The sequence below is a fragment of the Mesorhizobium sp. B3-2-1 genome (assembly GCF_006439515.1).
In the GTDB taxonomy this organism is placed as follows: domain Bacteria; phylum Pseudomonadota; class Alphaproteobacteria; order Rhizobiales; family Rhizobiaceae; genus Mesorhizobium.
This window is the reverse complement of sequence record NZ_VFTI01000004.1, coordinates 148795-174530: the sequence shown is the minus strand read 5'-3', so window position 1 is coordinate 174530 and position 25736 is coordinate 148795. Positions and strand designations below refer to the sequence as shown.

General features: G+C 63.8%; 23 protein-coding genes. 16 read left to right on the top strand and 7 right to left on the bottom strand.

The window, feature by feature from the left end:
• Positions 1–33 precede the first annotated feature (33 nt).
• Positions 34–750, top strand: coding sequence for a response regulator transcription factor (locus FJW08_RS05945; protein WP_140809593.1), 717 nt, complete (start codon positions 34–36; stop codon positions 748–750).
• Between the two features lie 71 nt (positions 751–821).
• Here the strand turns inward: FJW08_RS05945 and FJW08_RS05940 are convergent, their stop codons facing one another.
• Positions 822–989, bottom strand: a complete 168-nt coding sequence (locus tag FJW08_RS05940; RefSeq protein ID WP_140754471.1) for a hypothetical protein — start codon at positions 987–989, stop codon at positions 822–824.
• A 41-nt stretch (positions 990–1030) separates the two neighbouring features.
• On the bottom strand, positions 1031–1363 hold the full coding sequence (locus tag FJW08_RS05935; RefSeq protein ID WP_140809591.1) for a hypothetical protein: 333 nt from the start codon (positions 1361–1363) through the stop codon (positions 1031–1033).
• 340 nt (positions 1364–1703) lie between these two features.
• Between FJW08_RS05935 and FJW08_RS05930 the strand changes: the two genes are divergently transcribed.
• Positions 1704–2159: a L,D-transpeptidase family protein gene (locus tag FJW08_RS05930; RefSeq protein WP_140809589.1), complete on the top strand. Its 456-nt coding sequence runs from the start codon at positions 1704–1706 to the stop codon at positions 2157–2159.
• 105 nt (positions 2160–2264) lie between these two features.
• On the opposite strand, the gene FJW08_RS05925 is transcribed toward FJW08_RS05930, so the two are convergent.
• Both FJW08_RS05925 and FJW08_RS05920 read right to left on the bottom strand, forming a co-directional pair.
• A complete protein-coding gene (locus FJW08_RS05925) occupies positions 2265–5348 on the bottom strand; it encodes an efflux RND transporter permease subunit (RefSeq protein WP_140809587.1) in 3084 nt (1027 codons plus the stop codon).
• Positions 5345–6694 (bottom strand): efflux RND transporter periplasmic adaptor subunit, encoded by a 1350-nt coding sequence (locus tag FJW08_RS05920; protein WP_140809585.1) that lies wholly within the window; start codon positions 6692–6694, stop codon positions 5345–5347. Before FJW08_RS05920 ends, FJW08_RS05925 begins: the two co-directional genes overlap by 4 nt.
• 146 nt (positions 6695–6840) lie before the next feature.
• Here FJW08_RS05920 and FJW08_RS05915 point away from each other — a divergent pair, with 146 nt between their 5' ends.
• Positions 6841–7374: a TetR/AcrR family transcriptional regulator gene (locus FJW08_RS05915; RefSeq protein ID WP_140809583.1), complete on the top strand. Its 534-nt coding sequence runs from the start codon at positions 6841–6843 to the stop codon at positions 7372–7374.
• Positions 7375–7551: 177 nt separating this feature from the next.
• Complete coding sequence (locus FJW08_RS05910) at positions 7552–9162, top strand: inorganic phosphate transporter (protein WP_140809582.1); 1611 nt, start codon at positions 7552–7554, stop codon at positions 9160–9162.
• A gap of 250 nt (positions 9163–9412) precedes the next feature.
• Here the strand turns inward: FJW08_RS05910 and FJW08_RS05905 are convergent, their stop codons facing one another.
• On the bottom strand, positions 9413–10573 hold the full coding sequence (locus FJW08_RS05905; RefSeq protein WP_140809580.1) for a patatin-like phospholipase family protein: 1161 nt from the start codon (positions 10571–10573) through the stop codon (positions 9413–9415).
• Positions 10566–11354: an acetoacetate decarboxylase gene (locus FJW08_RS05900; RefSeq protein ID WP_140809578.1), complete on the bottom strand. Its 789-nt coding sequence runs from the start codon at positions 11352–11354 to the stop codon at positions 10566–10568. Before FJW08_RS05900 ends, FJW08_RS05905 begins: the two co-directional genes overlap by 8 nt.
• Before the next feature lie 218 nt (positions 11355–11572).
• On the opposite strand from FJW08_RS05900, the gene FJW08_RS05895 reads away from it, so the two are divergent.
• From FJW08_RS05895 to FJW08_RS05865, 7 genes are all read left to right on the top strand, one after another.
• Entirely contained in the window at positions 11573–12361 is a 789-nt protein-coding gene (locus FJW08_RS05895) for a 3-hydroxybutyrate dehydrogenase (RefSeq protein ID WP_140809576.1), read from the top strand.
• A 69-nt stretch (positions 12362–12430) separates the two neighbouring features.
• A complete protein-coding gene (locus FJW08_RS05890) occupies positions 12431–13192 on the top strand; it encodes a phosphodiesterase (RefSeq protein ID WP_140809575.1) in 762 nt (253 codons plus the stop codon).
• 276 nt (positions 13193–13468) lie between these two features.
• A complete protein-coding gene (locus FJW08_RS05885) occupies positions 13469–14797 on the top strand; it encodes an NAD(P)H-dependent oxidoreductase (RefSeq protein ID WP_140809573.1) in 1329 nt (442 codons plus the stop codon).
• A gap of 2 nt (positions 14798–14799) precedes the next feature.
• Positions 14800–15828, top strand: a complete 1029-nt coding sequence (locus FJW08_RS05880; protein WP_140809571.1) for a thiamine pyrophosphate-dependent dehydrogenase E1 component subunit alpha — start codon at positions 14800–14802, stop codon at positions 15826–15828.
• Positions 15828–16826: an alpha-ketoacid dehydrogenase subunit beta gene (locus FJW08_RS05875; protein ID WP_140809749.1), complete on the top strand. Its 999-nt coding sequence runs from the start codon at positions 15828–15830 to the stop codon at positions 16824–16826. Before FJW08_RS05880 ends, FJW08_RS05875 begins: the two co-directional genes overlap by 1 nt.
• 3 nt (positions 16827–16829) lie before the next feature.
• Complete coding sequence (locus FJW08_RS05870) at positions 16830–18179, top strand: pyruvate dehydrogenase complex dihydrolipoamide acetyltransferase (RefSeq protein WP_140809569.1); 1350 nt, start codon at positions 16830–16832, stop codon at positions 18177–18179.
• 108 nt (positions 18180–18287) lie between these two features.
• Entirely contained in the window at positions 18288–18656 is a 369-nt protein-coding gene (locus tag FJW08_RS05865) for a hypothetical protein (protein WP_140809567.1), read from the top strand.
• A 14-nt stretch (positions 18657–18670) separates the two neighbouring features.
• Here the strand turns inward: FJW08_RS05865 and FJW08_RS05860 are convergent, their stop codons facing one another.
• Positions 18671–19642, bottom strand: coding sequence for a sugar-binding domain-containing protein (locus FJW08_RS05860; protein WP_140809566.1), 972 nt, complete (start codon positions 19640–19642; stop codon positions 18671–18673).
• A gap of 235 nt (positions 19643–19877) precedes the next feature.
• Between FJW08_RS05860 and FJW08_RS05855 the strand changes: the two genes are divergently transcribed.
• The 5 genes from FJW08_RS05855 (at position 19878) to surE (ending at position 25689) form a co-directional block, all read left to right on the top strand.
• Positions 19878–20864 carry an ABC transporter substrate-binding protein gene (locus tag FJW08_RS05855; protein ID WP_140809564.1) on the top strand — a complete coding sequence of 329 codons (987 nt, stop codon included), beginning with the start codon at positions 19878–19880 and terminating at the stop codon, positions 20862–20864.
• 148 nt (positions 20865–21012) lie between these two features.
• Positions 21013–22716, top strand: coding sequence for an iron ABC transporter permease (locus FJW08_RS05850; RefSeq protein ID WP_140809562.1), 1704 nt, complete (start codon positions 21013–21015; stop codon positions 22714–22716).
• The gene (locus FJW08_RS05845) at positions 22704–23783 is read left to right on the top strand and encodes an ABC transporter ATP-binding protein (RefSeq protein WP_140809560.1); all 1080 of its coding nucleotides are present in this window, start codon (positions 22704–22706) and stop codon (positions 23781–23783) included. The genes FJW08_RS05850 and FJW08_RS05845 overlap by 13 nt, the downstream gene beginning before the upstream one ends.
• Complete coding sequence (locus tag FJW08_RS05840) at positions 23783–24946, top strand: MBL fold metallo-hydrolase (RefSeq protein ID WP_140809747.1); 1164 nt, start codon at positions 23783–23785, stop codon at positions 24944–24946. Before FJW08_RS05845 ends, FJW08_RS05840 begins: the two co-directional genes overlap by 1 nt.
• Entirely contained in the window at positions 24946–25689 is a 744-nt protein-coding gene (gene surE / locus FJW08_RS05835; RefSeq protein ID WP_140809559.1) for a 5'/3'-nucleotidase SurE, read from the top strand. Before FJW08_RS05840 ends, surE begins: the two co-directional genes overlap by 1 nt.
• Positions 25690–25736: the final 47 nt, after the last annotated feature.

Below are 25736 nucleotides of genomic sequence, written 5' to 3'. Positions count from 1 at the left end.
TCATATCCGGTTGCCAGGGAACGGTTGGAAAACATGGCCGCACGAGCCGTCATCGCGCTTGTTTCCGTCGCCGACGTCGTGGCGACCGAGCTTGCCGACCATCTCGAGCGGCGCGGCCATGACGTGCGCCAGGCGCGGCAGCCCTGGGAGGCGGAATCGCTGCTGGCGGGCGGAGGCATCGATGTCGTCGTCGTCGGGGACAGCCTCAGCCAGGCGGAAGGGCGGGATTTGCTCAGGCGTTATGGCGGCCAAGGTGGGGGCGGCCAAAGCGGGGGCGGCGAGCATGGACCGGATTTCATCCTGATATGCCGGCCGGCCGATCTCCTCGACAAGGTGCTGGCGCTCGAACTCGGCGCCGCCGACGTCGTCGAAAGTCCGCTCAATGTCAGGGAACTCGCCGCGCGTGTCGGCGGCCTGCTTTCGCGGCGCGGCAGGGGCACCCAGGAACTGATCGTGCTGGAGAACGCGACCGTCGATCTGAGATCGGCGATCGTCATGCATCGCTCGGGTACGCAGGAGCAGCTCTCGCCCGGCCAGGTGGCGCTGCTCAGGCTGTTCCTGGCGAGCCCGCGCAAGGTGCTGACGCGTGACGACATTATCGCCGCCGCGCCGGCCGAGAATGCCGACGCCTTCGATCGCTCGATCGACTCGCGTATCGTGCGGCTGCGCCGCAAGCTCGACACCGAGACCATCACCACCATACGCGGCGCCGGCTACAGGTTCGATCCGCCACGGCAGTTCGCCGACTGACGGCTGTCTTTTCCAGCTGGTTCCCCTGATCAGCATCGGACTTTCCATTTCCGCGCCGATGCCCGCCAGGTTCAGCGCACCACCAGCAATGACGGGCCCGAGGCCATGTCGCCGCCGGCGGCGAACTCGCTTGCGTGGGCGCGCTCCTTGAGGAGCACGCTGGCGAGAGCGGCAAAGCCGAGCAGGCCCTGCGCGTAGAGCAGCGCGGAAAGCACGGAAGCTGCGAATCTTGTTTTCATGATCGGAATTCCCCAAAAAGATGATTGTGTCGCGGGTCGCTTCAGGAAACTCCCGAAGTGCCCGCGCCGCCCACGGAGCCCCCCGTCGCGGCGCGGGCCTTCGGTCCTCTCGGCAGCAAGTTGCCGGAGGGGCCGCGCAATGCCAGCAGCCGAAGGCCAACCCGCCAGAGGGCCTTCAACCGGGCGATGCGCAGGCTGGAAACGATCCAGACCGTGGCGCAAAACAGAGCGACGTGCAGGGTCGAAATCTCACTCGAACTCATCGCCGCCCGCTTCGCCACTTGCCCGCCGGCAATGGTGCCGACGCCGCCGATGGTCGCCGCAGCGATGCTGATCCTGAAGAGCCAGGACCGCGTGTTCGTTTTCGTTCCCATGGTCGTTGCCGTCTGTTTTCGTTGCGTCAACTTTTGCCTCCGGTCCGTATCCGGATCATGCCGCCAAATCCGCGCTTTGTTGCAGTTTGGTTTCGAAACCGGCCTAGATCCTTTCATATGGTGGGAGTTCGAACTTTCGTTTCGGGGCGAATACCTATGTGCGTCGTTCTCGATCCCTTATTTGGGGTGCGGGCAATGCCGACGATGCGGGCCGGCTTGTTAACCAGAGGAAACAAATTCGAAACACAAACGAGCATTTCGCGAAATCCCTCCGAAACATGCCGCATGGATAAGCCGCTCATCGAATTGGAGCCGGCCGGCCGGCAGAGAGAGGGACGTCATGCGCACCACCATTTCCGCAAAACTAATCAACATCACCGCCGCGGCGCTCATGGGCAGCCCGCTTCTGTTCGGCGCCAACGCCGCTCGTGCCGCCAACAGCATCGTGGCGCGCGTTTCACTGTCGCAGCAGGTCATGGAAGTCTCGGTCGACGGCCGGCCGACGTTCGCCTGGAAGGTTTCCACCGGCGACAGGGCGCATGTCACGCCGACCGGCTCGTTCAAGCCGACGCGCATGCATGAGATGTGGTATTCGAAGAAGTACGACAACGCGCCGATGCCGCATTCGGTCTTTTTCAGCGGCGGCTACGCGGTTCACGCCACCTATGCCATCAAGCGTCTCGGCCAGCCGGCCTCGCATGGCTGCGTACGGCTGCATCCGGACAATGCCGCCGATTTCTACCAGCTCGTCGAGACCTTCGGTCCAGCCAACACCAGCATCGTCATCGTCAAGTAGCAGGCAGGTTGCCGCATTCGGACATGTGCCGGAGTTGCTGGAGCGACCGCCAAAAAAAGAGGCCGGGAAAATCCCGGCCTCTTTTTGTTTCTTGCGCCTTGCGCCTCAGCTCGGCAGTGCCGGCATCAGCTTCGGATCCGGCTTTTCCGCCAGATTCGGCAGGTCCTTGCTGGCGATGAAGGTGTAGAACATGGGCACGACGAAGAGCGTGAACATGGTGCCGACCAGGATGCCGGTGAAGATGACCAGGCCCATCGAATAGCGGGCCGCGGCACCGGCGCCGCTGGAAACGATCAGCGGCACCACGCCCAGCGCCATCGCCGCCGTCGTCATCAGGATCGGCCGCAGGCGCACCTTGGCCGAGGCGATGATGGCATCACGCCGCCGCATGCCGTGGATTTCGCGCTGCTGGTTGGCGAATTCGACCAGCAGGATGCCGTGCTTGGTGATCAGGCCGATCAGCGTGATCAGGCCGACCTGGGTATAGATGTTGAGCGTGCCGAGGCCCAGATTGAGCGGCACGATCGCGCCGAAGATCGACAATGGCACCGCCATCATGATGATCAGCGGATCGCGGAAGCTTTCAAACTGCGCCGCCAGCACCAGGTAGATGACGATGACGGCCGCGCCGAAAGCAATCAGGATCGTGTTGCCCTGTTCCTTCTCCTGCCGGGATTGGCCGGAATAGTCGATGAAGAAGGTATCGGGCAGGCTCTCCCTGGCAATGTCCTCGAGGACTTTCAAACCGTCGCCCGTGGTGACGCCGGGCAATGGCAGCGCCGAGATCGTCGACGAGTTCAACTGGTTGAACTGCTCGATCGCCGCCGGCGAGGCATTGGTCGAAATCTTCACCACGGCCGACAGCGGCACCATCTCGCCCGTTACGCTGCGCACGAAGTATTCGCCGAGCTTTTCGGGGTTGTCGCGGAACTCCTGCGGCACCTGCGGGATGATGTCATAGCTGTTGGAGTCGCGGTCAAACTGCGCCACTTCGGCGCCGCCGACCAAAAGCGTCAGCGTCCGGCCGATATCGGCGATCGGCAGGTTGAGCGCGGCGGCGCGGTCGCGGTCGATGGTCACCGTTACCTGTGGTGCGTCATAGGCCATCGAATTCTGCACGACGATGAAGCGGCCCGAGGCTTGCGCCTTGTTCTTGATCTTCTCGGCTTCCTCGTACACCTGAGCGGAATCGCCGATCGAGCGCACCACCATGGAGATGGGCAAGCCACCGCCGGAGCCCGGCAACGTCGGCGGCGCGAAGACAAACGCCTGGACGCCCGCCACCTTGGCGATGCGAGCCGTGATGTCGGCCTGCAGCTGCTTCGAATTGCGCTTCCGCTCCGCCCAATCCTTGAAGGCAAAACCGACGAAGGCGCTGTTGGTCGTGCCGCCGAACGCGACGGCCGAGAACTGCGCCCGGGTTTCGGGAATATCCTTCACCAGGCCCAGGATCTGGTTGACATAGGTCTCGGTGTAATCGGAAGTCGCATAGCGCGGCGCCGTCACGAGCGAGAGCAGGAAGCCCTGGTCCTCTTCCGGCGCCAGTTCCGTCGAGGTCTTGGTGAACATGAAGCCGGTCACGCCGACAAGCGCCAGCACGATGAGCAGCGTCAGCGGGCGATAGTTCAGAGACCCGGTGACGGCGCGCTCATAGACGTGCTCGACGCGCGAGAAGGTGCCGTCGACGATACGCTGGAAACGACCGGCATTGCCGGGCTTCAGCAGGCGCGCCGACATCATCGGCGTGATGGTGATGGCAATGACGCCCGACAATACCACCGACCCGGCAAGCGTCACCGCGAATTCGCGGAACAGGGCGCCGGTCAGGCCGCCGGTGAAGGCCAGCGGCGCGAACACCGCCGCCAGCGTCATGGTCATGGCGACGATGGCCGACGCGATCTCACGCATGCCGCTGAAGGCCGCCTGCATGGGCGGCATGTTGTCTTCTTCCATGTGGCGATGGATGTTTTCCACCACCACGATGGCGTCGTCAACGACAAGACCGATCGCCAGCACCATGGCCAGCAGCGACAGAAGGTTGATCGAATAGCCCACCGCGAACAGAAGGAAGCAGACGCCGATCAGCGACAGCGGGATGGTGATGATCGGCATCATCACCGAGCGGAACGAGCCGAGGAACAGGAGGATGACGACGACGACGATGGCAACCGCCTCGGCGATGGTCTTGAACACCTCGTCGATCGAGGCGCTGATCTGCCCGGTCGCGTCGTAGACGACCTCGATCGTCATGCCTTTGGGCAGCGTTTCCTGGATCTGCGGGACGAGCTTGGTGAGCGCCGCCGCAGTGGTCAGCGGGTTGGCCGCCGGGGTCGGGAAGATGGCGAGGAAGGTCCCCGGCTTGCCGTTGAAGGAGACCCTGGTGTCGGTGTTCGCGGCTGCCAGTTCGACACGAGCCACGTCGCGCAGGCGCACGACATTGCCGTCGGTCGAGCGCAATGGCAGCTCGGCGAAGGCCTGCGGTGTCTGCAGCGTCGAGCGCACGGTGATCGAAGAGACAACATATTCGTTCTGGGTGTTGCCCGGCGCCGACAGGAAGTTGGAATTGTTGATCGCCGTCAGCACTTCGGCTGCCGTCACGCCGCGCGCGGCAAGCCTGACCGGGTCGATCCAGACGCGCATCGAGTATTCCTGGGCGCCGAAGATCTGCACATCGGCGACGCCTTCGACGGTCGACATGCGGGGCCTGATGACGCGCTCGATATATTCGGTCAGCTGCTCCTTGGTCATGTTCGGATTCTGCATCGAGATGTACATCATCGCGAACTGCTGACCCGTACCCTTGACGATGACCGGGTCCTTGGAGGCGTCCGGCAAGGTGCCGCGCACGCCCTGGACCTTGGACAGCACTTCGGTCAGCGCCACGTCAGGGTTGGAGCCGAGCTTCATCTGCACCGTCACGGTGCTGGAGGACGGACGGCTGGACGATGTGACGTAGTCGATGTTCTCGGTCGAGGCGACGGCGCGCGCGATCGGGGCGGAAATGAAGCCCTGGATCAGGTCGGCGCTGGCGCCCGGATAGGCCGTCGTGATGGTGATCGCCGTTTCGTCGACCTTCGGATACTGCCGGATCGACAGGTTGAAGATGCCCTGGAAACCGAGCAGCAGGATCATGCAGGCAAGGACTGTCGAAAGAACGGGCCGGCGGATGAAGAGATCGGAAAAGCTCATTGCTGGTCGGCCTGCTTGTTCGCCGATTTGGTCGGGTCGATGGTGTTGTCGACGTTGACGGTCATGCCGTTGAAGAGGCGGTTCTGGCCCGCGGTGACGACCTCGTCTCCGGCCTTCAGCCCTTCGACGATCTCGACCATGCCCTGATTGCGGCGGCCGGGCTTGACGAAGACCTGCGACAGCACCAACACGGGCTTGTCGCCTTCCGCCGCCGGCTTGGCCGGATCGGTCGCTGCTGGCTTGGCTGCGTCTGCCGGCTTGGTGGCATCAGCCGCCGGCTTCATGGCATCGGCCGGCTTCATTGCGTCTGCAGGCTTAGCGTCTGCAGGCTTGGCGTCAGCCGGCTTGTCGGTGGCCGCCGCGGCTGGCTTTCCTTCCGGCTTGGCTGGCTGCGCCGGGGCAGCGCCGGCGGGTTTCGCCGGCTGCACCACGAATATGTAGTCGCCATAGAGACTGGTGGTCAGCGCCGTCTGCGGCAGGGACAGCACGTTCTGCTCCTCCGGCAGTTCGACGCGCACCTGTACGAACTGGCCGGGGGTCAGCTTGCCGTCGGGATTGGCGACTTCCGCCCGGATGTTCACCAGCCGGCTGGAGGGGTCGATCTTGGGGTCGATGCCGCGAATGGCACCGGCAAAGGGCATGTTGTCGCTGCCGCCAAGGCCCAGGCGGACCGTCTGGCCGATCTTGAGCAGCGGCAGCTGCTGTTCGGGAACCGAGAAGTCGACTCGCATCGTGTCGAGGTCCTGCAGCGTCACCACCGCGGTGCCGGGCGACAGGTACTGGCCGAGGTCGATCTTCGGAATGCCGACCGTGCCGGTGAAAGGCGCGGTAAGCTGCTTCTGGTCGAGCACGGCCTGCAGCCTGGTGACCTGGGACGCCGAAGCGGACGCCGCCGCGCGCGCGGTGTCCAGCGTCGAGTCGGAGCCGACACCACGCTTTGTCAGTTCGATGGCGCGGGTCAGCGTGGTCTGATCGAGCGCCGCCTGCGCCTTCTGCGCATCCAGATCGGCGCGCTCGACGGCGTCGTCGAGTTGCAGCAGCACCGCATTGGCCGTCACCTTCTGGTTGGCATGGAAAGGGATTTCCTTGACGATGCCGGCGGTCTCGACCGTCAGGTCGACACCGCGCACGGCCCGCACCGTACCGATCGCCTCGACGCCGGGCGTCCAGCTCGACGGCTTGACGATGGTCGTCGACACGGTCGCCGCCGGCGGCTTCATGGTGGCGAAATACTGCTTGATGCCGTTGTCGCGCAGGAAGTTGAAGCCGACGATGCCGCCGACCACAATGACGAGCACGGCAAGGACCACAATAATGATAAAGATACGGAGTATGCGCTTGAACAAGGAAGTCCCCTCAGTCGAAAATCCGGCGCGTAGCACGGACATCGGGACACATACCGACTGCGGGTCCCGATTTCCAATGGTGGCGGTCTTACTGTACCGTCTGGACGGTCTTGTCAATTGGGCCTAAGCTTGCGATGGGAGGCGCCATGAAAGCCCAAAGACCGAACTCGCGCGAGAAGATTCTCGCTGCGGCGGCTGATGTTGCCCGGGAATCCGGGCCCGGTAGCCTGTCGCTCGATGCCGTCGCCAGCCGCGCCGGCGTGTCGAAGGGTGGGCTGCTCTACAATTTCCCGACCAAGGCCAAATTGATGCAGGGCCTCGTCGAAGACTATCTGCGCGATTTCGAGCAAGCGCTGGAAACCGCGAACAGCAACGACAATGGCAAAAATCCCCTCGCCGTCTATATCAGGCTGTCGGCAGAGGATTGCGAGGAGAAGCAGCCGTCGGCATCCTGGATCTTTTCCGCGATCGCCGAGGATCCCGATTTCATGACGCCGATAAAGACATTCAAGCGGCAGCTTTTCGAGCGCCTGAAGGGCGAGGCGCCGGACCTCAAATCGCTGCTGGTCTGCTATCTCGCCATCGAAGGACTGCGCAGCATGAACCTGTTCGATTCGGACGTGCTGTCGAAGGACGAACGGGAACTCTTGGTATCGTCACTTCTCGACATCGCCAAATAGCGCCAGTCCGAAGACCCCTGGTCGATCGCGCTTGGCGCGGCGATCCTAAAGACACGCTCCGGTCCCGCTTGAAGGAGACCCCCCGCAAGGCAGAGCCTCTCCCGGCGTCACACAGGGTTCATCGTCCGGACATAGCGTCTTTTCCAGTTCTTTGCTGCAATGCAACAGGAGTGGGACATGGTGGACATAGTTTCCAGTGAGGCGGGCATTCCGAGGCCGGATCATCCGCTGGACAGTTCGGGCGGCGCGAAGTGGTTCCTGCCGGCCTTCGGTATGCTGGTGCTGGTCGGCGTGGTCTATGTCGGCTACGCGCTGAGCCAGGATCTAGCGGTGGCCAAGACCGTGCCGTGGATCCTGCTCGGCATCGCCTTGCTGATCGCGCTCGGCTTCGAGTTCGTCAATGGTTTCCACGACACCGCCAATGCGGTGGCGACGGTCATCTACACGCGCTCCCTGCCGGCGGAATTCGCCGTCATGTGGTCCGGCGCCTTCAATTTCCTCGGCGTTCTCACCTCCAGCGGCGCGGTCGCCTTCGGCATCCTGTCGCTGCTGCCGGTCGAACTGATCCTGCAGGTTGGCTCTTCCTCCGGCTTCGCCATGGTGTTCGCACTGCTGGTGGCCGCGATCCTGTGGAACCTCGGCACCTGGTTCCTCGGCCTGCCGGCGTCGAGCTCGCATACCATGGTCGGCTCGATCATCGGCGTCGGCCTTGCCAACCAGTTCATGGCACCTGCCGGCAGCGCCACCAGCGGCGTCGACTGGTCGCAGGCGACCAATGTTGGCGTGACCTTGCTGGTGTCGCCGATCATCGGCTTCTTCGCCGCCGCGATCCTGCTCTATGCGATGAAGCTTCTCGTCCGCAATCCGGCGCTCTACGAGGCGCCGAAGGGCAATGCGCCGCCGCCCTGGTGGATCCGCGCGCTGCTGATCTTCACCTGCACCGGCGTCAGCTTCGCGCATGGCTCCAATGACGGACAAAAGGGCATGGGCCTGATCATGCTGATCCTGATCGGCGTGGTGCCGACCGCCTATGCGCTGAACCGTACCCCCGACATCAACTATCTCGAAGCCTACAAATCGGCTTCGGTCAGCGTGGAGACCGCGCTGGGCAAATATGTGAAGCCCGGTGCCACCGTCGCCGACGCGAAGGATGCCAAGGCAGCCGTGCAGGATGCCGTGCGCACCCGGACCTGGAGCGACAAGACGACCGTCGCGCTGCAGAGCTACATCCATAGTACAACGGCCGAGCTGCAGCCTTACGCTTCGGTCGACACCGTGCCGACCGATCTGGTGAGCAACGCCCGCAACGACATCTATCTGATCGGCGAGGCGCTGAAACTGATCGACAAGAAGCAGTTGCTGCCGATGGAGGCCGCCGATCTCAAGGCGGTCACCGATTATCACAAGGCTGTCGACAACGCGACGAAGTTCATCCCGATATGGGTGAAGGTCGCGGTGGCACTGGCGCTTGGCCTGGGCACCATGGTCGGCTGGAAACGCATCGTCGTCACGGTCGGCGAGAAGATCGGCAAGAGCCACCTGACCTACGGCCAGGGCGCTGCCGCCGAACTCGTCGCGATGGTCACCATCGGCATGGCCGACCGTCTGGGTCTGCCGGTGTCGACGACCCATGTGCTGTCATCCGGCGTCGCCGGTACGATGGCGGCGAACGGCTCGGGCCTGCAATGGTCGACGGTTCGCAATCTGCTGCTCGCCTGGGTGCTGACCCTGCCTTGCTCGATCGCGCTCGCCTTCGTGCTGTTCATCGTCTTGCGTCAAGTGTTCTGAGCGGGCGACTTAAGCGACGACAGTACAGACGGCGCCAAGTTGGCGCCGTCTTGTTTTCCAGGGCTGGGCTATGATCGCTGCAATTCGGATGGCCGTAATGAACGACGCATCGCATCTGATCTTGTTTCGAGCTGGTGCTGCTGATCGTGGGGCGACCGGCCGTTCTACTGGCTCTTGCTGCGGACCGGCGCCAATCTAAGATTCTGAACCGGGCTCAGTATTCCGAGCCAGCCGTTTCCGGCCTGAAAGTTCAGGTCGGATCTTCGCGATGCAGATCGTGGATGGTGACGCCGTCGGCATTGGTCGGCAGCATCAGCCACTTCTTGTGGCGCAGCGTGCGCTCGGTATCCTCGAGGCCCATCTCCCAATGTTCGCGCATCGAGGTGCCCGAAAACTCGTAGTCCTTGGCGTGGCCCTCATAGCCTTTGTGCTGGTAGATCAGGTGGACGATGTTGACGACGCCGGCGTCGGAATAGTCGGCGATCAGCTCTTGCTCGCCGTCCTTGAGCTGCTCCGGCGGCACGCGCTTCAACGCATCGAGCAACTTCATCTTCAGCGCATGGATGCGCTCGAAATTGTCGGTGTTCTGCCGCGTGCGGCTCGAATACATGATGTCCTTGTGGCGCGACAGCACGTCGGCCATGCCGCGCGGCAGCACGCCGCGGGCACTGAACAGATCGACCTGGAAGATCAGCGAGGAACGGTCCTCTTCCTGGTCGAGCAGATATTGCAGCGGGGTGTTGGAGACGATGCCACCATCCCAGTAATATTCGCCCTCGATGCGGATCGAGGGGAAGGCCGGCGGCAGCGCGCCGCTGGCCATGATGTGCTCCGGCTCGATACGCACCTTCTCGGTGTCGAAATAGACGAAGTTGCCGGTCCTGACATTGACCGCGCCAACGCTCAGCCGCTTCCTGCCGTCGTTCAGCACGTCGAAGTCGATCAGGCTCTCCAGCGTGTCCTTCAACTCGGCGGTGTCGTAGAAGCTGGTGGCGCCTTCCGCTCCCGACAGCTGGAACCAGGGATTGGGATTGCGCGGTTTGAAGAAACCAGGCTGGCCCATCGTCATAGTCATCAACGACGAGGTCTGGTTGCGGATATCGCGGTAGATGTCACCTTCGGGCGTGTAGGACCAGATCTTGCGGCCAGAAATCGTCTGCCAGAACTGTTCAAGCCGCTGCAGCCGGCGGCTCGGTTCATTGCCGGCGATGATCGCGGCATTGATGGCGCCGATCGAGACGCCGGATAACCAGCTCGGTTCGCAACCGGCGTCGGCAAGCGCCTGATAGACCCCTGCCTGATAGGCGCCGAGCGCGCCGCCGCCCTGAAACACCAGCGCAATGCGGTCATACTGCGCCGTGATTTCCTCGATGGTGGCGGCGGCTGCCTTGTTGCGGTTACGCTCAAGCACTGACTCTCTCCAGCTGGGTTGCGCTGGCAGCGGAGCGGCCGTGGTCAGCGAGGTAATCATGCACGACTTCGCCCAGGCCGAGCGTCAGATCGGCCTTGAAATGAACCGCCGACACGATGTCGAGCACGGGCAGCTTCGCCACATCGGCCATGACATGGGGCCGCAGATCGAGCGCCGCCGGAGCCGTCCAGGCTTCCTTCAGCGTGATATCGGTGAGGTAGTAGCGGACCAACTCGCAGATGCGCGGCGTGCCGTCGACATGCGGGATGATCTTGATCAGGAAATTGGGGGTGGCGAGCGAAGCGAGCACCTGGTCATGATCAGCCTCGCGGTGCTTGTAGCCCATCGTGCCGGTGGCGCAGAGCACGCTGCCATAGTGCAGAGTGCCGACGATCACCTCGCCTTCATGGACGATCTTGGGATTGGCGAGCTTTTTCGGGAACCCCCACAGCTCGCGGCCGCCGGCGATCGGCGCGTCGTCGTCGAGATACATCGAGTGGACGTAGCCGCCATGCTGGCCCTTGTAGCGTACCGGGATGACCTGGCCGGTCTCGGTGTAGTCGCCGAAGCCCGTGGAGTCCGGCATGCGGATGAACTCGTACTTGACCAGCGGCTCGTCGATCTCCAGCGGCGCCGGCACGACGGCTTCGAGCGCTTCGCGTGTCGTGCGATAGGTGATGATGATGTATTCGCGGTCGAAGAAGCGATAGGGACCAGGCGGGAAGGAGGGATTGGTGAGCGGCATCGCATAGGCGCGCTTCACGACATCGGCGATTTCCATCCAGGTCCCCCCAACGGTTCGAAAATGACCCGCGCGAATGCGCTGGCAAATATGTTGCACGGCACCATGACAACGCCGTGTCACCTCGAAGACGCCCTTTCACGGAGCCGGCAAAGCCGTCGCGGGCTGTAATCGAGCCGACATATGGCCGTGGCATTGTCGTGTTGCGCCGCACAAACTATTCTCAACAGTCCCTCCCACCTCTTGCGAGATCTCCCATGGGTTCCCTGTCTTCGAAGAATGCGCTTGTCACCGGCTCGACCAGCGGCATCGGCCTGGCAATCGCCCGCGCCTTTGCCGCCGAGGGCGCCAACGTCACCATCAACGGTCTTGGCGACGCCGCTGCCATCGAGCAGGAGCGCGCAGGCATCGAGAAGGATTTCGGCGTCAAGTGCCGCTACTCCGATGCCAACATGATGGATGGCGCCGCGGTCACCGCCATGATCCACGACGCCGAAGAGGCGTTCGGCAGCCTCGACATCCTGGTCAACAATGCCGGCATCCAGCATGTGGCGCCGATCGAGGCGTTTCCCGACGACAAATGGGAAGCCATCATCCGCATCAACCTGCTTGCCGCCTTCTACGCCATCAAGGCCGTGGTGCCGGGCATGAAGAGCCGCAAATGGGGCCGCATCATCAACACGGCCTCGGCCCATGCGCTGGTCGCCTCGCCGTTCAAGTCGGCCTATGTCTCGGCCAAGCATGGCATATCGGGCCTGACCAAGACGGTGGCGCTGGAAGTCGCGCAGGACGGCATCACCGTCAACGCGATCGCGCCCGGCTATGTCTGGACGCCGCTGGTCGAAAAGCAGATCCCCGACACGATGAAGGCGCGCGGCATGACCGAGGAACAGGTCAAGCACGACGTGATGCTTGCCGCGCAGCCGACCAAGGAATTCGTCACCGTGGAAGAGCTTGCGGCATTGGCATTGTTCCTGTGTTCGGACGCGGCCAGGCAGATCACCGGCACGACCTTGCCGATGGACGGTGGCTGGACAGCACAGTAGAGCTGGTCGAAACATGTCGCCTTCAGGGCGCCGCCAAGGGGTAACGGCAGGAAGGCAGTGCGCGGACCCATGAAAATCATCCAGCTCTCCGATCCGCATCTGATGACGCCGGGAGGCCTTCTCTACGGCTCCGATCCGCTCGCCCGGCTGGTGGCCTGCCTGGCGGATATCGGCAGGAACCATGCCGATGCCGATCTGGTGGTGATATCAGGCGACCTGACCAATGATGGCGAGCGCGCCGCTTATACGGCGTTGCGGGAGGCATTGGCGGGGTTCGCGCCGCCTTGCCGGCTGATGCTCGGCAACCACGACGACAGGGCACTTTTTCTCGAGATGTTCCCGCAAGCGCCAGCCGAGCGCGGGTTCGTCCAGAGCGTTTTCGACGGCAGCGACGGCCGCCTGATCCTGCTCGACACGCTGGACAGCGGACATGTCGAGGGCAGGCTGTGCCCGGCACGGCTGGGCTGGCTGGACGAGAAGCTGCAGGAGGCGCGCGACCGGCCGGTCTTCCTCTTCATGCACCACCATCCGTTCCGGATCCACATGCCGGTGCTCGACGAGGTCAAGCTCGCCGACGCCGATGCCTTTCATGACGTTCTCCGGCGCCACGGCAATATCGGCCACATCTTTGCCGGCCATGTCCACAGGCTGATCGCCGGCAGCTGGCGCGGCATACCGGTCAGCACGCTGCGCAGCACCAACCATCAGAGCGCGCTCGATTTTTCGAACAACTGGCGGCTGGGCCACGAGCCACCCGCCTATGCCGTGATCTTCATCGAGGCGGAGGGCGTTATCGTGCATTTCCACGATTTCCTGGACGGCAGCGCCTAGCGCAAGCCCGCGCCGCCGGCGCCGCCCGTTGCCGCGTCGGCCCTGCGAGGCGATGCAATTCGTTCCAGCCTGGAGATACCGGTCGGCGCTCGCACATGCCGAGCCCGACAGATTGCGCGGTTGCCGGCTTTCCACATCCTCTTTTCCGCCTCGCTAGGCGCGCCGGGAAAGTGCTGCAAAAGCTCTTGAATTTGGACATTAGTCTTGACAGAAATACAGATGTTCAATACCCGTCAGGCAATTGAACAAGCCTGCATTATGGGAGGATTGAGTGGTATGGCTTCCAATGTTTCGTTGACGGGCCTTGCCCGCGATCTCGATGAACGCGGCAAATCGGGCAAGCCGATCCGCATCGGTCTGATCGGGTCGGGCGAGATGGGAACCGACATCGTCACCCGTGTCGCCCACATGTCGGGCATCGAGATCGGCGCCATCTCCGAGCTGAACCTGCCCGCCGCCAGCAAGGCGGTGGACATCGCTTTCCAGGAAACCGGCCATGCGCGCGAAGTGTCGAACGCTTCGGCGATGACGGCTGCGATGGAGGCCGGCAAGGTGGCGGTCACCAACGACGCCAGCCTTGTCATCAACAACGATCTCATCGATGTCGTCATCGATGCCACCGGCGTTCCCGCCGTCGGCGCCGAGATCGGCTTGCGCGCCATGGAGCATGGCAAGCATCTGGTGATGATGAATGTCGAGGCCGACGTCACCATCGGCGCCTATCTCAAGAGCGAAGCCGACCGGCTCGGCGTCACCTATTCGCTGGGCGCCGGCGATGAGCCGTCTTCCTGCATGGAGCTGATCGAATTCGTTTCGGCGATGGGCCATCCGATCGTCGCGGCCGGCAAGGGCAAGAACAATCCGCTCAACATCGACGCCACGCCGCCCGCCTATGAGGAAGAAGCCAGGCGCCGGCACATGAATGTGCGCATGCTGGTCGAATTCGTCGACGGCTCCAAGACCATGGTCGAGATGGCGGCGATCGCCAACGCCACCGGTCTGGTGCCTGACAAGGCCGGCATGCATGGCCCGGCCGCGACGCTCGGCGAATTGAACAAGGTGCTGGTGCCGCAGAAGGACGGCGGCGTGCTGTCCAGGGTCGGCGTCGTCGACTATTCAATCGGCAAGGGTGTCGCACCTGGCGTGTTCGTCGTCGCCGACATGTCGCACCCGCGCATCTCGGAGCGGATGGAAGATTTGAAGATGGGCAAGGGCCCGTACTTCACCTTCCACCGCCCCTACCACCTGACCTCGCTCGAAGTGCCGCTGACCTGCGCCCGCGTCGTGCTCTACGGCAAGGCCGACATGGTGCCGCTGGCCAAGCCGGTGGCCGAAGTCTGCGCGGTAGCCAAGAAGGACATGCAGCCCGGCGAGAAGCTCGATGCGATCGGCGAATATTGCTACCGCGCCTGGATCATGACGGCGCCGGAAGCGCATGCCGCGAGGGCCATTCCCTGCGGCCTACTGCAGGGCGGTTCGGTGACGGCGCCGATCAAGAAGGGCGAGTTGATCACCTACGCCAATGCCGCCCCGGCCCCGGGCTCCAAGATCGCCGAATTGCGCGCCCGCCAGGACAAGTTCGTCTACGGAACCGTGGAGGCGTAGTCATGGCCGGAGCCAGCAAAGCCGTCGCGGACAGCCGCGCCAACCTGCCCTTCGTCTATCGCCAGTACAGCGCCGAGCAGCTGAAGCAGGTGCTCTATAAGATGTACCTCATCCGCCGCTTCGAAGAGGGCGCGGAGGAAAGCTACACGCGCGGCCTCATCCACGGCACCATGCATCTGTCGATCGGCCAGGAGGCCAGCGCCATGGGCATATGCATGCCGCTTGGCGAGGATGACCAGATCACCTCGACCCATCGCGGCCACGGCCACTGCATCGCCAAGGGCGCCGAGGTCAAGCGCATGTTCGCCGAGTTCTTCGGCAAGACCACCGGCTACTGCAAGGGCCGCGGCGGCTCGATGCACATCGCCGATGTCGCCAAGGGCAATCTCGGCGCCAACGGCATTGTCGGCGGCGGCATTCCGATCGCGGTCGGTGCGGCGCTCTCCTCCAAGATGATGAAGACCGGCAAGGTCGTGGTGTCCTTCTTCGGCGACGGCGCCAACAATGAAGGGGCCTTCCACGAGGCGCTCAACATGGCCGCGGTCTGGAAGTTGCCGGTGATTTTCGTGTGCGAGAACAATGGCTACGGCATGTCGACATCGACGGCCCGCTCCACCGCGGTCAAGAACATCGCCGATCGCGCCGCCGCTTATGCGATGCCGGGCGTCATCGTCAACGGCAACATATTCTCCGAAGTCGCCGAGGCCTCGCACAAGGCTGTCGAGCGCGCCCGTGCGGGCGAGGGGCCGACGCTGATCGAGTCCAAGACCTACCGCCATCGCGGCCATTCCAAGAGCGACCGCAACCGCTACCGCACCAAGGAAGAGATCGAGGACTGGATGTCGAACCGTGACCCGATCACGCTGTTCGAGAACGAGATGCGGGAATTCGGTTTCATCGACGACAAGGACATAGAGGCCATCCGCGAGGCGGTGGCGCGGGAGATCGCCGACGGCATCGAATTCGCCAAGGCAAGCCCCTCGCCCGACGTCAGCGAGACCGGAAATTACGTGTATACGGAGCAGGCGTGATGGACGCGATGGTGCGTGAACTGAGCTACGCCCAGGCGATCCAGGAAGCCATGGCGATCGCCATGGACATGGACGAGCGCGTCTTCCTGATGGGCGAGGATATCGGCGTCTATGGCGGCGCCTTCCAGGTGACCGGCGACCTGGTCGACCGCTACGGCACTGAGCGAGTGATGGACACGCCGATCTCGGAACTGGGCGGCGCTGGCGTCGCCGTCGGGGCAGCCGTCACCGGCATGCGGCCAATCTTCGAATTCCAGTTTTCCGATTTCGCCACGTTGGCCATGGAACAGATCGTCAACCAGGCGGCCAAGATGCGGTTCATGCTGGGCGGCGAGGTTTCGGTCCCCGTCGTGATGCGCTTCCCCGCCGGCTCCGGCACGGGCGCTGCCGCGCAGCACAGCCAGAGCCTGGAAGCCTGGCTCGGCCATGTGCCGGGCCTGAAGGTCATCCAGCCGGCGACGCCCTACGATGCCAAGGGCATGCTCCTGGCGGCCGTCGCCGATCCCGATCCGGTGATGATCTTCGAGCACAAGCTGCTCTACAAGATGAAGGGGCCGGTGCCGGAAGGCTATTACACGGTGCCGATCGGCAAGGCCGATATCCGCCGCGAGGGCCGTGACCTCACCATCGTCGCCACCTCGATCATGGTGCAGAAGGCGCTCGACGCCGCCGCCGCGCTGGAGGCCGAAGGCATCGACGTCGAAGTCGTCGACCTCAGGACCATCCGGCCGATGGACAAGCAGACTGTCATCGACAGCGTCAAGAAGACGTCGCGGCTGATGTGCGTCTATGAAGCGGTCAAGACGCTGGGCGTCGGCGCCGAGGTCAGCGCCATGATCGCCGAGAGCGAGGCGTTCGATTATCTCGATGCGCCGATCGTGCGACTGGGCGGTGCGGAAACGCCGATCCCCTACAATCCGGAGCTGGAAAAGGCCACGGTGCCGCAGGTTCCCGACATCATCACCGCCGCGCGCGACCTCGTCAAAGGGGTTCGCTGAGACATGCCGACCGAAGTCATTCTTCCCAAGGTCGACATGGACATGGCGACCGGACAGATCTCGCGCTGGTTCGCCGAGGAAGGCGCGCACGTCAAGAAGGGCGACGTGCTGTTCGAGATCGAGACCGACAAGGCAGCGATGGAGATCGATGCGCCGGCCAGTGGCGTGCTTCGCGAGGTGACCGGCAAGGAAGGCGTCGACATTCCGGTCGGCGCCCCGGTTGCGTGGATCTATGCCGACGGTGAGGTTTATGGGAATAAGGCGCCAATCTCCCCCCTCGTGGGGGAGATGTCGGCCAAGCCGACAGAGGGGGGCGCTGTCCCGCCAACTGCCGGGAGCGAGGCGCCCCCCTCTGGCCTGCCGGCCATCTCCCCCACGAGGGGGGAGATCGGCCAATCACCGGGCGGCCGCGCGACGCCGCTGGCTCGCCGTCTGGCGCGCGAGGCGGGCCTCACCCTTTCAGCCATATCCGGCACCGGCCCGCATGGCCGTGTGGTCAAGGCGGACATCGACGCGGCGATTGCCAAGGGCGGCGCCAAGGAAGTTCCAGCGGTCGCGTCCGAAGCTCCCGTCCCTGCCGCATCCGAGCCGGCGGTGAAGCCGATGTCGGACGACCAGGTGCTGAAGCTATTCGAGCAGGGCTCTTATGACCTCGTCCCGCATGACGCCATGCGCAAGACCATCGCGCGGCGCCTGGTCGAAGCCAAAACCACCATCCCGCATTTCTACCTGACGCTCGACTGCGAACTCGATGCGCTGCTTTCGCTGCGCACGCAACTCAATGCCGCCGCGCCGGTGAAGAAGACCGACAAGGGTGAGGCCCCTGCCTACAAGCTGTCGGTCAACGATATGGTGATCAAGGCGATGGCGATGGCGCTGAAGGCGGTGCCGGATGCCAATGCCTCCTGGACCGAGAGCGCCATGGTCAAGCACAAGCATGCCGATGTCGGCGTTGCCGTGTCCATTCCCGGCGGCCTGATCACGCCGATCATCCGGCATGCGGACGAAAAGACGCTGTCCGTCATCTCCAACGAGATGAAGGATCTGGCGAGCCGTGCCCGCAGCCGCAAGCTGAAGCCCGAGGAGTATCAGGGCGGCACCACGGCGGTCTCCAATCTCGGCATGTTCGGCATCAAGGACTTTGCCGCGGTGATCAATCCGCCGCATGCGACGATCCTGGCAGTCGGCGCCGGCGAGCAGCGGGCGGTGGTCAGGAATGGCGAGATCAAGATAGCCACCGTGATGTCGGTGACGCTGTCGACCGATCATCGTGCGGTCGACGGAGCCCTGGGGGCCGAACTGCTGGTCGCCTTCAAGAAGCTGATCGAGAACCCGATGGGCATGCTGGTGTAGCCGCCTTAGCCGCCGCCAAATGATGCGCCGGCTCACGACAGAAACGACTTGCCAGGCACCCACCCTTGACCCATCTTTTCTCCTGGATTGCGATCAAGGGAGGCCAACATGCCTGCATTCGACCCGTCTGACGTCAAAGCCCTCTTCGGCAAGGTCATGGGCGCATCGCCTTCCGACATCAAGCTGGTGGCGCAGCGACTGCACGATCACGCCTTCGAGCCGCGCATGTCGGCGGAAGAGATCAGGCAGCTTGTCGTCAGCCTCGGCTATGACAGCCTCGACGCGTTCTGCAGTGGTATCGGCCTGCCGGCGCATATCGCCGAGCGCTGGAGCCGTTTCGGCGTTTCGGGCGAGATGAAGCAGGTGTTCGCGCTGCTGGCAGGGCAGCGCAGACGTGTGGCCGAAGCGATCGCCGAATTCGAATCCATGACCCATGTCGGCGTCGAGGACTTCTTGCGCGAGCGCGGGTTGATTTAAACCCTGCAGGCGTCTCAGCCGGCCTTGGCCAGCAGCGCCCTGGCGGTGTCGCTGTCGGTGACCAGCACATTGGTGCTGACCGCCTTGAGCGCGGCGAGGATTGCCGCCACCTTGCGCTTTCCGCCAGCGGCCAGCACGACATTCGGCACATGGCCGACAACATCGAGATCGATGGCCATGACGCGCCCGTTGACTTCGTGATCGACGAGCCTGCCCGTGGCATCGACGAAATAGCACAGCATGTTCGCGACCGCGCCTTTCGCCTTCAACGGCGCGATCAGCGATGATGGCACGATGCCATGCCGGAAGATGGTGGCATCGGGGGACATGTCGCCAACCGTGAGCAATGCGATGTCGGCGGCAGCGGCGCGCCGACGCACGTCCTGCAGGGTCGGCTGCGCCCACAGGAGATCGCGAAGCGCGGGGTCGTCCACCATCACCGGCGCGGTGATCTGGTGGCTGTCGACCTCGAACACATCGGCAACCTTGGCGGCCACGATCGACGGGTTGATCCACTGCGAATGCGGCAGGCTGCCGACAAGCGCTACCACCGAGGCGCGCTTCAATTGCCGGCGGGCGAGGAAGCCTAGGCTGGCGTGCAACGTCGCGCCGCCGCCGATGGCGAGCGTCATACCGTCCTGCATCTGCTCTCCGAGATAGGCCGCCACGGCATGGCCGATGGCCTTCTCCAGATGGTCGTGGACCGAAGGTGTCGGGATGACGACGGCGGCGTTGAGACCCCAGCGCTTTTCCAACGCCCGCTCGAGCGCCACCTGTTCGGCGGTCGCCGCATTGATCATGGTGACGACAATGCCTTCGGCGCTGCAGGCGGCCAGCGTGCGCATGACCTTCACCCGGGAGACGTCGAGCTTTTCGGCGATCTGCTCCTGCGTGAAGCCCTCGACGTAATAGAGCCATGCCGTCTTGACGCTGAGGTCCGACGAGACCATCGGCAGGCGAGCCGGTGTGGGCTTTTGCGTGGGCATAGATTCTCGTCCCTCATGCGTCATGGCAGGCGTTGTCCTTATCCGGGAAACGCCGCCCGGGCGGCTCGGTTATCGCACAGAAGTGATCATTTGTAATTGACAATGTACATATGAACATATTTTGTGGGTTTCACGCGCTGTGTCATCCACCAGTCATATGCGCCGTGCAGGGAGGAAGAGACGGGGTGCTGGCCAGGGCCAGACCGGTCATGCACAGACAAGACAGGAGGTCTCCATGAAGACGCTATTCATCAAGCTGCTGGCCAGCCAGTTGGCGCTCGCGGCTACTTTGTTTGCCGGCGTGGCAAATGCCGAAACACTGACACTCTACACATCCCAGCCGGAAGCCGACGCGGCCAAGACCGTGGACGCCTTCAAGAAGGCGCAACCCGGCATCGACGTCACCATCTATCGCTCCGGAACCAGCGACATCCTGACCAAAATGGCGGCCGAGTTCGCCGCCGGCAGCCCGCAGCCCGACGTGCTGCTGATCGCCGACGCGGTCTCGATGGAACTGCTGAAGAAGGACGACCGGCTGATGGCCTATCCCGAGGCCAAGCTCGACGGCATCGATGCGGATGCCTATGACGCAGACAAGACCTATTTCGGCAGCAAGCTGATCACCACCGGCATCGTCTACAACACCGCCGCCGCCGAAAAGCCGCAGCATTGGGCCGATCTCGCCAAGCCCGCTTATGCCGATGGCCTGGTCATGCCGAGCCCGCTCTATTCGGGTGCGGCTGCCTACCTGCTTTCCGGGTTCGCCGGCGATACCAACTATGGCTGGGATTTCTTCCAGAAGCTGAAGACCAACAACACCGTCAGCGTACGCGGCAATGGCGCGGTGCTGAAGTCGGTGGCTTCGGGCGAGAAGCCTTACGGCATCCTCGTTGACTTCATGGCGATGAACGCCAAGAAGAAGGGCTCGCCGGTCGAGTTCGTTTTCCCCAGCGAAGGCGTGCCTGCCGTGACCGAGCCGGTCGCCATCATGAAGACGGCCAAGAACGTCGATGGCGCCAAGAAGTTCGTCGACTTCATTCTGTCCGATGAAGGCCAGAAGCTGGCGCTGTCCATGGGCTACCTGCCGGCACGCGCCTCGGTCGGCCGTCCCGACTGGCTGCCCGAAGGCGTCAAGGTCAAGGTGATGCCGTTCGATACGAAGGCGATCGTCGCCAGGACCGAGGCCGACAAGGCGAAGTTCCAGGAACTCTTCGGCGGCTGAGCCGTCGACCGCGGCGGGGTGCCGTCCAGACGGCATCTCCGCCCGCTTCGCCAGAGCAATTCCAGGAAAAGTGCGAAGCGGTTTTCCGTCCGGAATTGCGCCAAAATGAACCCGCATCCGGTCGCATCGATCCCCAGGACACGTAACCATGCCGACACGCATCAGGGAAAGCCGGGGCCAGGAAATGGTCCTGACTGCGGCGGTGGCCGTCGTCATCGTCCTGCTTTCACTGCTGCCCATGCTGCGCCTCGTCAAGGAGATCGTGGCGCCCGGCGGCGTCTTGTCGATCGTGGCCGTGGAGGCCGGGCTGAGAAGCCCGCCAACCTGGATCGCGACCTGGCACACGCTGGTCGTCGGCATCGGCGGCACTCTTCTGGCGGTGCTGTCGGGAACGCTGGTGGCCGTGCTCGTCTCGCTGACCGACATACGTGGCCGAAGCGCCCTGGTGCTGTGCTACGTCATGCCGCTGATGATCGCGCCGCAGGTGACGGCGCTGGCCTGGCTGCAACTGTTCGGCCCGGCGAGTCCGTTGCTAAGACTGTTCGGTGCGGCGCCGCCGCTCGGCACGAAGAATCCGCTCTACTCGACCTCGGGCATCATCCTGCTGCTTGGCGTACAATATGGCCCGCTGGTTTTCCTGCTGGTGCGGGCCGGCCTGCGCAAGCTGCCGCGCGAGTTGGTCGAGGCGGCGCGGTCCGGCGGTGCGAATTGGTTCACCGTACTGGTCACCATCGTGCTGCCCTTGATGACGCCGTCCATCATGGCGGCGGCCGCGCTTGCCTTCGTCTCCTGCGTCGGCAATTTCGGCATTCCCGCCTTTGTCGGCATCCCCGCCAACTATCTGGTGCTGCCGACGCTGATCTATCAGAAGCTGGCCGGCGGCGGTCCGGCGGTGCTCGGCGAGACCGCGTTCCTGTCGGTGCTGATCGGCATCATCGCCATGGCCGGCATCCTCGCCCAGGAGGTGATGAGCCGACGCCGGGACTACCGCATCTCCTCGACATCGCTGCCGGCCGAACCTTATGAACTCGGCCGCTGGCGGCCGGCCGTCCAGGCCGGCATGTGGCTGCTGATCGTATTGGTGCTGGTCCTGCCGTTGTTCGGACTGGTGCTGACCTCGCTGGTGCCGGGCTATGGCATCGCGCTCACCGCCAAGACGGCGACGCTCGACAATTACCGTTTCGTGCTGTTCGAGCATGGTGCCGCCAACCGTGCCTTCTTCAACAGCTTCTGGCTGTCGATCGCGGCAGCGTTCTTCGCCGTCATCGTTGCCGTGCCGATCGGCTATCTCATCGCCTGGGGCAAGCAGCGCTGGGTGCGTCTGCTCAACCTGTCGGTCGAACTGCCCTACGCCTTGCCCGGCGTGGTGCTGGCGATCGCTTCGCTGCTGCTCTTCCTGCGGCCGATCCCGCTGACCGGCATCCAGCTCTACAACACCGTCTGGATCATCCTCTACGCCTATCTCGCCCGCTTCCTGGTGCTGGCGCTGCGGCCGACGATCAGCGGCTATCACCAGATCGACCGGGCACTCGAAGAGGCCGCACAGGTGGCGGGCGCCGGCCTGTTCACGCGCATGCGCACCATCGTTTTTCCGCTGGTCGCTCCGGCGGCGATTGCAGGCGGCCTGCTGATCTTCATGACGGCGCTCAGCGAACTCACGGTCTCGGCATTGCTGTGGTCGTCGGGCTCTGAGACCATCGGCGTGGTGATGTTCTCCTTCGAGCAGGGCGGCGATTCCAACTACGCGGCGGCGATGTCCGTCATCACGGTCGCCGTCACCTTCTTGCTGATGCTGGTGACCAACCTGCTTGCCCCTCATCTTCCGAGCGGAGTTCTGCCATGGCGCGACTGACCCTGGACCATGTGACCAAGAGCTTCGCCGATTTCGACGCCGTGAAGGATGTCTCGATCGACGTCGGCGACGGCGAGTTTCTGGCGGTGCTCGGGCCTTCCGGCTGCGGCAAGACGACGTTGCTGCGGCTGGTGGCGGGATTCGAGAAGGTGACCTCGGGCGAAATCCGCATCGGCAACGATGTCGTTTCGAACAGCGGCGGCAGCGTCGCGCCGGAAAAGCGGCGCGTCGGCATCGTCTTCCAGAATTACGCGCTATGGCCGCACATGAGCGTCGCCGAGAATATCGGCTATTCGCTGAAGGTGGCCAGACTCGACAAGGCGGTTGCGCGTCAAAAAGTGGAAGACGCGCTTGCCCTGGTCAACCTGCAGGGCCTGGGTGAGCGCCGGCCGGCCAATCTTTCCGGCGGCCAGCGCCAGCGCGTGGCTTTGGCTCGTTGCCTGGTGGCGGCACCCTCGCTCGTGCTGTTCGACGAGCCGCTCGCCAATCTCGACGTCCATCTCAGGGCCTCGATGGAGGACGAGTTCGCCGCCTTCCACAAGCGCACGGGCACGACCATCGTCTACATTACCCACGACCAGGCGGAGGCGATGGCGCTGGCCGATCGCATCGCGGTGATGGATCGTGGACGCCTGGCGCAACTTGCGACACCGCGTGAACTCTATCATGAGCCGGCAAATGAAATGGTCGCCTCCTTCATTTCGCAAGGCATCCTGCTTCCGGCGGACGTGCTGGCCGGCGAGGAAAGCGGCCGTTGCAAGGTCCGAGTACTCGGAGGCGAGCTGGTGGTCCGCTGCCGGCCTGGCGAGCGGCCGCGCGCCGGCGCCAGGATCTGCTGCCGCTCCGCCGATATCGAGCTTTCGACCGATGCCTCGGGCTTCGACGGTCTGGTCAAGCGGGCGGTCTACCAGGGCGGCGCGGCGCGCATCGAATTCACGCCCGCCGCCGGTCCCGATCTCACCTTGCATTTCGAGCAGCCCGACCCGGTCGTGCTGGAGAACGGGTCGCAGGCGCGCCTGCGCATAAAATCCGGCTGGCTGATTCCGGCGGCTGGAGCAATCGCGTGATGATGCTGGATCTGCTCGGCGGCTTCGGTGAAAAGGGCCGCACCAGCCTCGCCGTGAGCAGCGGCGATGATCGCATCCTGCTCGATGTCGGCATCAAGGTCGGCGCCGCGGGGCCGGAATATTATCCGGCACTGGAGGGGCCGGCTGACGATATCGACGCCGTCTTTGTCTCGCACGCTCATGAGGATCATGTCGGCGCGCTGAGCTGGCTGCTGTCGCGCGGCTATGGCGGTCCGATCTTCATGACCGCGGAGACCCGCGGCGAGACGCCGGCCACGCTTGCCGCCTATGCCGAGCCGGCGGATTTCAGGCAATTTCCCTTGCCCGAAGATCGGATCGAGCTGTTCGAACCAGGCGACACCCTGACAAGCGGCAATCTGACGGTCAGGACCGGGCGGTCCGGCCATGTCGTCGGCGGCGTCTGGTTCGCCGTCGATGACGGGACAAGCCGCGTCGCCTACTCGGCCGATGTGGTGCCGGACAGCAATGTGTTCGTCATGGACACGATCCCGCACTGCGATCTCCTGGTCTTCGATGCCTCCTACGGCGCCGATCCCGTGTCGGGAGCGGCGCGCGCGCGTGAAATTTCTCAATGGGTGGCGCGACATCCCCAGGGATGTCTCTTGCCGACGCCGCTGTCAGGACGGTCGCTGGAACTGGTCGCGGCCTTGCCCGGGCCGTTCGCCATCCACGCCGGCATGCGTTCGTCGCTGGAAGCGCAGATCGGCGCGACTGTGTCCCTGTTGCCCGGCATTTCCGAGTTCTTGCTTGCCCGCCTGCAGGGCGCGGCGGACTGGACTGATGCCGATCCGCTGCCATCGCTGCCGTTGCTGGCCGATGACGGCATGGGCGAGGCTGGTCCGTCGTCGCGCCTGCTGCCTCGCGCCGACCATGCCGGGTTTCCGGTGCTGCTCACCGGGCATCTGCCGGCAGGCTCCCCAGGCGATCTCATGCACAGGGCCGGCCGGGCGGACTGGATACGCATGCCCACCCATCCGACACTGTCGGGCAATATCGGCATCTGGGAGAAGGCCGGACGCCCCCCGGCGCTGGGCCATTCCTGCACCCCCGATCTTCTTGGCGACCTGAAAAACCATATCCCGTCGTTGCTCACGCAATGGCGTACGGGCCAATGCATCACGGTGCGGCAAGGGAGCAGATAATGAGAATCCTGATCTGCAACGATGATGGCATCGAAGCGCCGGGACTTGCCCGGCTCGTCAACGCAGCCCGCGGGTTGAGCGACGATGTCTGGGTGGTCGCGCCGGACGGCAAGCGCACCGCCGCCGGGTCGTCACTGACCATCGCCAGGCCGCTGACGATGCGGTGCGTCAAGCCGAACTGGTATTCGTGCTCGGGCACGCCGGCCGATTGCGTGGTGAGTGCCATGACGTGGCTATTCGCAGATGAACCGAAACCCGACCTCGTATTGTCGGGCGTCAACGACGGCCGCAACGTTGCCGAGGATATCGCCTATTCCGGCACGCTCGGCATCGCCCGCGAAGCGACTTTCTGGGGCGTACCGGCGATCGGCTTTTCGCGCGTGAAAAATCCTGATTTCAGCGATGCCGATGAGGAATGGCTGGGCAAGTTGATCGCCTGGCTATGGCAATCGTGTGCCGACTGGGCAAGAGAGGGGCATTGGCTGAGCGTCAACCTGCCGACCACGCTGCCGGCCGAAATCCGCCAACCGCGCATCGGCCGTGACAAGATCGGCCGCAAGGCCGAAACCATGGAAAGCAACGGCGATCGCACGGTTATCACCGTGCCGCGCGGCCGCGCTCATGCAAGCGAGCCGGGCGACGAGAACGAGGCGATCGATGCAGGCTTCGTCACCATCAACCGTCTGAACTGGTTTGGGGAAACGCGGTTCGATGAACAGTTTCTAGATGGGATCCTGGGCTGATCTTCCTGCGATCACCAAGCTGTCAGCGGCGAGTTTGCGCCAGTGGA

What these genes read in the sequence shown, in the direction of transcription:
- FJW08_RS05945 (WP_140809593.1), top strand. Translation starts at nt 34, where the DNA reads ATGGCCGCACGAGCCGTCATCGCGCTTGTTTCCGTCGCCGACGTCGTG.
- FJW08_RS05940 (WP_140754471.1), bottom strand. Translation starts at nt 989, where the DNA reads ATGAAAACAAGATTCGCAGCTTCCGTGCTTTCCGCGCTGCTCTACGCG.
- FJW08_RS05935 (WP_140809591.1), bottom strand. Translation starts at nt 1,363, where the DNA reads ATGGGAACGAAAACGAACACGCGGTCCTGGCTCTTCAGGATCAGCATC.
- FJW08_RS05930 (WP_140809589.1), top strand. Translation starts at nt 1,704, where the DNA reads ATGCGCACCACCATTTCCGCAAAACTAATCAACATCACCGCCGCGGCG.
- FJW08_RS05925 (WP_140809587.1), bottom strand. Translation starts at nt 5,348, where the DNA reads ATGAGCTTTTCCGATCTCTTCATCCGCCGGCCCGTTCTTTCGACAGTC.
- FJW08_RS05915 (WP_140809583.1), top strand. Translation starts at nt 6,841, where the DNA reads ATGAAAGCCCAAAGACCGAACTCGCGCGAGAAGATTCTCGCTGCGGCG.
- FJW08_RS05910 (WP_140809582.1), top strand. Translation starts at nt 7,552, where the DNA reads ATGGTGGACATAGTTTCCAGTGAGGCGGGCATTCCGAGGCCGGATCAT.
- FJW08_RS05900 (WP_140809578.1), bottom strand. Translation starts at nt 11,354, where the DNA reads ATGGAAATCGCCGATGTCGTGAAGCGCGCCTATGCGATGCCGCTCACC.
- FJW08_RS05895 (WP_140809576.1), top strand. Translation starts at nt 11,573, where the DNA reads ATGGGTTCCCTGTCTTCGAAGAATGCGCTTGTCACCGGCTCGACCAGC.
- FJW08_RS05890 (WP_140809575.1), top strand. Translation starts at nt 12,431, where the DNA reads ATGAAAATCATCCAGCTCTCCGATCCGCATCTGATGACGCCGGGAGGC.
- FJW08_RS05885 (WP_140809573.1), top strand. Translation starts at nt 13,469, where the DNA reads ATGGCTTCCAATGTTTCGTTGACGGGCCTTGCCCGCGATCTCGATGAA.
- FJW08_RS05880 (WP_140809571.1), top strand. Translation starts at nt 14,800, where the DNA reads ATGGCCGGAGCCAGCAAAGCCGTCGCGGACAGCCGCGCCAACCTGCCC.
- FJW08_RS05875 (WP_140809749.1), top strand. Translation starts at nt 15,828, where the DNA reads ATGGACGCGATGGTGCGTGAACTGAGCTACGCCCAGGCGATCCAGGAA.
- FJW08_RS05870 (WP_140809569.1), top strand. Translation starts at nt 16,830, where the DNA reads ATGCCGACCGAAGTCATTCTTCCCAAGGTCGACATGGACATGGCGACC.
- FJW08_RS05865 (WP_140809567.1), top strand. Translation starts at nt 18,288, where the DNA reads ATGCCTGCATTCGACCCGTCTGACGTCAAAGCCCTCTTCGGCAAGGTC.
- FJW08_RS05860 (WP_140809566.1), bottom strand. Translation starts at nt 19,642, where the DNA reads ATGCCCACGCAAAAGCCCACACCGGCTCGCCTGCCGATGGTCTCGTCG.
- FJW08_RS05855 (WP_140809564.1), top strand. Translation starts at nt 19,878, where the DNA reads ATGAAGACGCTATTCATCAAGCTGCTGGCCAGCCAGTTGGCGCTCGCG.
- FJW08_RS05850 (WP_140809562.1), top strand. Translation starts at nt 21,013, where the DNA reads ATGCCGACACGCATCAGGGAAAGCCGGGGCCAGGAAATGGTCCTGACT.
- FJW08_RS05845 (WP_140809560.1), top strand. Translation starts at nt 22,704, where the DNA reads ATGGCGCGACTGACCCTGGACCATGTGACCAAGAGCTTCGCCGATTTC.
- FJW08_RS05840 (WP_140809747.1), top strand. Translation starts at nt 23,783, where the DNA reads ATGATGCTGGATCTGCTCGGCGGCTTCGGTGAAAAGGGCCGCACCAGC.
- surE (WP_140809559.1), top strand. Translation starts at nt 24,946, where the DNA reads ATGAGAATCCTGATCTGCAACGATGATGGCATCGAAGCGCCGGGACTT.